The organism is Candidatus Cloacimonadota bacterium (assembly GCA_011372345.1).
Classification (GTDB): Bacteria; Cloacimonadota; Cloacimonadia; order Cloacimonadales; family TCS61; genus DRTC01.
This window is the reverse complement of sequence record DRTC01000185.1, coordinates 1-1,781: the sequence shown is the minus strand read 5'-3', so window position 1 is coordinate 1,781 and position 1,781 is coordinate 1. Positions and strand designations below refer to the sequence as shown.

General features: G+C 38.0%; 1 protein-coding gene. It reads left to right on the top strand.

All coding sequences use genetic code 11. The features are described 5' to 3' along the window. Positions 1–242: 242 nt before the first annotated feature. A partial coding sequence (gene selB / locus ENL20_03620; GenBank protein HHE37645.1) for a selenocysteine-specific translation elongation factor occupies positions 243–1,781 on the top strand: 1,539 nt, incomplete at its 3' end.

The following is a 1,781-nucleotide window of genomic DNA, read 5'->3' as shown; positions in this document are numbered from 1 at the left end:
TTGATTTTTTGTGCGAGAAAGTATTATTCGAAATGAAATTTCTTTATCAGTTGTGTTCCTCCCGAAAGCTTTCGGGAGAATTTGGGAACAAGAATGTGTCCCAATCGAAGATTGGTCTTTTCTCAAAACTTGTTTTTGAAGAAAAATTAGTTCCTTACGAGTCGAAACGAACAATAAACAACTTACTTGACTGATAAGAACAAATCAAAAAACTGAAGCAAAAATTTTTATGAAGGATTTTTATGGAAAATAAACATTTGATCATGGGAACTGCGGGTCATATCGATCATGGTAAGACTGCGTTGGTAAAAGCATTGACCGGTTATGACTGCGATACGCATAAACAGGAAAAAGATCGGGGAATAACGATCAATCTCGGTTTTACCCATCTCGATCTTGCGGATGGGAACAGTATCGGGATCATCGATGTTCCGGGTCATGCCGATTTTATCAAGACAATGGTTACCGGAGCCTGCGGAATCGATTTCGTGCTGCTTGTGATCTCTGCTGATGAAGGAATTATGCCGCAAACGAGAGAACATCTGGAAATCATGAATATTTTAGGTATCGAACACGGTATGATCGTTTTGACAAAAATGGATCTTGTCGATGAGGAACTGGCTGAACTTGCCGAAGAAGAGACAAAAGATTTTATCAAAGGAACTTTTCTGGAAAATGCTCAAATCCATAAAGTATCGACACGAACAAAGCAAGGTCTGGATGATTTAATAACAGCAATTTCCAATCTTTTTGAAAAGATTCCTTCCCGAGATTCCAAAGGTGATTTTCGTATGTATATCGATCGCATTTTTACTCAACCCGGTTTTGGGACAATTGTCAATGGTTCGATTTTATCAGGGACACTCAATAAAAAACAATCTGTTTATCTTTTACCGGGTAATAAAGAATTGCGGATCAGACGAATGGAACGGCATGGAAATGAAGTCGAACAATTGAAAGCCGGAGACAGAGCTTCCCTGAACCTGATCGGTATCAAAAATAAAGATTTTGTCAAAGGAATGCTGATCGCCGGAAAACAGATCAAAGAAACAAAAATGCTCGATGCAAAGTTATTCCTCTTTAAAAATGCAACTCCCATCGGCTTATGGAGCCAGGTGATTTTTCTATTGGGAACTATCAGAATTATGGCTCGAATGCACCTTCTTGACAAAAACGAATTGAAAAGCGAAGATTCCGGTATTGTTCAAATTTATCTTCCCAAACCGATCGTAGCCCAAATGGGAGATCATTTCATTATCCGCAACTCTTCCGGTGATTTAACTCTTGGTGGAGGAGTGATCGTCGATCCTTATCCTCTTCATCATCGCCGTCGCAGAAAGGAACAGATAGAGATCGTAAAAAATATTTCTTCAGGAAATCTTTCCGAACAGATTGCTGCTGAAGTCAAAAAATCTGTTTCCCCGGTTTCTCATCTCGCTCTTGCTGAAAAACTGAACATCGATCCCGATGAAATGATTAATACGATCTTCAACGAACTTCCCAATGAGATTGTCTTTTTCCAGGAAGGTGAACATATTACCCTGCTTCTGAAAAAGATGAATACGAAAATCCAGAACAAAATTTTAAACATGCTTATCGAACATCATAAAAAAAATCCTTTAATGGAAGAAGGAAAAACCTTCCAGGAATTTATGGGAGTTTTTGGAAATCAGCAGGACGAAATGTCAAGATTAGCATTGAAAGCTATTTTAAAAGAACTCGAAGAAAAAAACAAGATTCGAAAAAATAATAAAACCTGGATTTTAACTACCCATGAAATC